Origin of the sequence: Streptomyces sp. NRRL S-495 (genome assembly GCF_000966955.1) — a bacterium.
GTDB lineage: Bacteria > Actinomycetota > Actinomycetes > Streptomycetales > Streptomycetaceae > Kitasatospora > Kitasatospora purpeofusca.
The window spans coordinates 1-3406 of the sequence record NZ_JZWY01001129.1; the positions used below are offsets into that span (position 1 = coordinate 1).

Consider the following 3406-nt stretch of genomic DNA (forward strand, 5'->3'; position numbering starts at 1 on the left):
CTCGGGACGGTAGGTGACCACCAGGGCGAGCCGCGGCGGCAGGTCACGGGCCAGCCGGACCAGCAGGTCGAGGGTCGCGTCGTCGGCCCACTGGAGGTCCTCGACCACCAGTACCGGGGCGTCGAGCGCGGCGAGCAGCGCCCGCACCCCCTGGGCGAGCAGCCGGCGCGCGGACAGGAGCGTCCCGCCGTCCGGCGGCGCGTCCGGCAGCTGGTCGGCGAGGTCGGGCAGCACCAGGCGCAGCGCCCCGGTGCTGGGCGGCAGCTCGGCGGGCGGGGGCAGCAGGGCGGCGGCGTCCCGCAGGGCGTCGACCACCGGCCCGAACGGCTCCGGTTCGCGCAGCGGGTGGCACCGGCCGAGCAGCACCGGGCGGCGGGGGGTGGTGTTACCGGGAACCGTGGGCGTCCTGTCCTGCGTGGTCGTCCCGCTCCCGGACATCCCGTCCAGAGCCCGGACGGCCTCGGCGACCAGCCGCGACTTGCCGCTGCCCGCCTCGCCCTCGACGAGCAGGACGGCCGGGGGCCGGGCGAGCGCGTCGGTCAGCCGGGCGAGTTCACCGACCCGACCCACGAAGGCGGCCCCCGGGGCTCCCTCCTCCGGCACGGTCGGCGGCAACGGCCGGTTCATCGGCGCCGCGCCGGGCCGCGACCGGCGCGGCCGTCGACACCCCGGCGCGGGGCGGATCCAGTCTGAGCGGGCATACCCCTATGATGCCCGCGCCCGGCGGGGCGGCATCGGGCGGGGCGGTCGGCGCTCCCGTGGGGCAGCGGTCCGCGTCGCCGCTCAGACCGCCTGGTACGCGGTCGGGTCCTCGCCCGGGGCGGGACGGCGCGGGCGGCCCGGGCCGAAGCCGGGGACGGCCGACAGTCGCGGCACCCCGACCGGCCGGACGACCCGCCCCGGCGCCTCGATCACCTCGCAGCCCGCCCGGGTGAACCGCCGCACGGTCTCCGCCGCCGCCCGGTCGTCGAGCGCGAACACGAACGGGCCCGGGACCAGCACCACGTCCACCCAGCGGCGCTCGGCCGCCACCAGCAGGTTCTCCAGCGCCGGCAGCGGCCCGCGAGTGCTGAGCCCGTGGTCGGTGTACACGTCCGGCGTCGGCAGCCCGAACCGGTCGGCCAGCTGCTCCATGGCGGTCCACATGTAGTCGGCCTCCCGCGCGTCGTAGGGCCGGCACCGCAGGTACATCGCGGCCCGCCGCATCGTCGGACGTGCCGGTCGGTGGAGGTCGTGCATGCCGTTCACCTGGCTCTGGTCACTGTGCGTGTGGGGGAGGACGGCACCGGGCAGCGGGTGGGGGAGGGGCTGGGCCGGGGCGACGCCCGGCAGCCACCGGGCCGATACCCAGCGGACTCCCGGAATGGTGCGGGGATCAATGGGGGCCACTACCCATTGCTGGGCGGGGCCGCGAGTACGGCCCCACCGAGCCCCGCACGCCGGTGTCCGTCGGTCTCCGAGCCGTGCGGTTGCCGGGTGGTTCGGGAACGGTTTCGGATGCCGATCCCGAACGAGTCGGCCCCTTGCGGGACCAGCGCTCGCGGTGAGGCCCCGGCCGGGTCCGGTTCACCGTCCGCCGGCGGCTTCCAGGATCGCGCGGAGACGCGACAGGCACTCGCCGACGAAGCGGGGGTAGGTGCGCCAGTAGTACGACACCCCGCTGACCGCGACGGCGAGGGCCCATGCCCGGGCACGCGACCACGTCACCTCGTCGAGGCTCATGGCCTCCCAGTACGCCTGTCGGGCCCCGGGCGGAAGATCCCACAGCGGGGCGTGCTCGGCGTCGGGGAAACCGACCGAGAGGCATCCGAAGTCGATGACCGCGTGCAGCTTCCCCTGCCGGACCAGAAGGTTGGAGGGTTTGAGATCGCCGTGGAGCCATACCTGGGGACCGGACGGCTCGGGCAGGGCGAGCGCGCTCTGCCACAGGTGCCGCAGCCGCTCGAGGTCGAGGTCGAGGCCCTCGATCGTTCCGCAGGCGTCGAAGCATTCGCCGACCCACTGGTCACAAGCGCGCAAGCCACCTCCGCGGTACCAGCTGAGTTCGCCCTGCCGAGCGGCCCCCATCAGGGGGACGGCGTGCAGGCTCTGCACGATCACGGCCAGATCGGCCCCGAAGGCGGGCCAATCGCCGACCGATCCAGGGCCGGCCTCATCGCCGTCGATCCACCGGTACACCGACCAGGCCAGTGGAAAGGCCGCGCCCGGAGTGCCGCGGTGCACCGGCTCCGGGATGCGACAGGGAAGATGCGGCGCCAACTTCGGCAGCCACGTCTGCTCCTTCCGTACGGCCTCCGCGTTGTCCGGGGTGCGCGGCAGCCGCATGAGCAGCCGGTCGCCGAGCCGGTACATCCTGTTGTCCGTACCCGCACCGGCCGGCGCTATGGGGAGCTCGGCCCACTCCGGTCGCTGCTCCCGCAGCAGCGACCGGGCCGCCGCCTCGTCCACACGGATCTCGTTCTCATGAAGTGTCACGGTGAGAGGGTTCTGCCCGGGCCTCGCCGCCGCCAGTGATTTTCCGGAGGCGATCGGCGTTCGGAAGCCGAGGATCTTGCGGGTGATGGATTCGCTGCCGGTGACGACGGCCCCGACGGAGGCGCCGCCGCAGGCCGGTCGGGAGGCCGCCGGGCTCGTGGCGGTCGAACCGCAGGGCGTCTTCGAGGGCAGCGACCAGGTATTCGAGCCGGCCGCCGCGCCCGGTGTTTGGGTACGAGGCAGGCGGGGAACGGGAGTTCGACGATGCGCCGAAGCAATCGACCGAAGGGCCAGGACCGTTGACTCCTCCGCCGCCGGGGCGGGTCGATCCCGACCTGGCCGACCGCCTGACCGACGCGGTACTGCTCTCCGGGCTCCCGGTCGCCTTCGGCGAGGAGGGGCCCGGTGTGCGGATCCGCCCGGCCCGGCCCGCCGCCGACGCCGACCGGTGTGCGGGCGCGGCGGCGCTCGACTGGCTGCCGTCCCCCCGGCTGACCGGCGCCGCCGCGATGGCCGAACCGGGGCAGCCGGCCGGTCCGGCCCGTGAGGTGGTCGGGACGGCCATGGTGAACGCGCTCGCCGAGTTCCTGCCCGCGTTCGGGCTGGAGGCCGGCCGGGACGGCTCCGGTCGGGAGCTAAGGGTGGGCCCGTCGGCCTTCCCGTCCGCCGGGCTCCGCGTCCCGCCCGGGGTCCTGGCCGCCCGGCCCGCCGGGCCGACTCCGGCCGAACTCGGAGTCTCCGCCGCCCTGCTGGACGCACTCCGGCGCAGCGCCGCGCTCGCGGGCCTGCCGCTGGCCGCCCACCTCGGCGGCACCGGCATCACCCTGGCCCCGTGCCCGCCGGCCGAGGACCCGGGCGAGGAGCTGGCCGAGGACGGTGCGGCGGACATCGGTTGGAACCCCTCCCGTCGACTCGCCGACCTGGCCGACAG

At 75.6% G+C, this 3406-nt stretch carries 3 protein-coding genes and 1 pseudogene; 1 reads left to right on the forward strand and 3 read right to left on the reverse strand.

Annotated elements, in window-relative coordinates:
* From VR45_RS39770 to VR45_RS39780, 3 genes are all read right to left on the reverse strand, one after another.
* A partial coding sequence (locus VR45_RS39770) for an AAA family ATPase (RefSeq protein ID WP_159394543.1) occupies positions 1–627 on the reverse strand: 627 nt, incomplete at its 3' end.
* Between the two features lie 156 nt (positions 628–783).
* Positions 784–1239, reverse strand: coding sequence for a recombinase family protein (locus tag VR45_RS39775; RefSeq protein WP_053642724.1), 456 nt, complete (start codon positions 1237–1239; stop codon positions 784–786).
* Between the two features lie 327 nt (positions 1240–1566).
* Positions 1567–2475: an aminoglycoside phosphotransferase family protein gene (locus VR45_RS39780; RefSeq protein ID WP_045944848.1), complete on the reverse strand. Its 909-nt coding sequence runs from the start codon at positions 2473–2475 to the stop codon at positions 1567–1569.
* Positions 2476–2774: 299 nt separating this feature from the next.
* Here VR45_RS39780 and VR45_RS39785 point away from each other — a divergent pair.
* A pseudogene (locus tag VR45_RS39785) lies at positions 2775–3406 on the forward strand (hypothetical protein); the annotation flags it as partial.

Coding starts and splice junctions, on each gene's coding strand:
- VR45_RS39775 (WP_053642724.1), bottom strand. CDS start 1,239: ATGCACGACCTCCACCGACCGGCACGTCCGACGATGCGGCGGGCCGCG.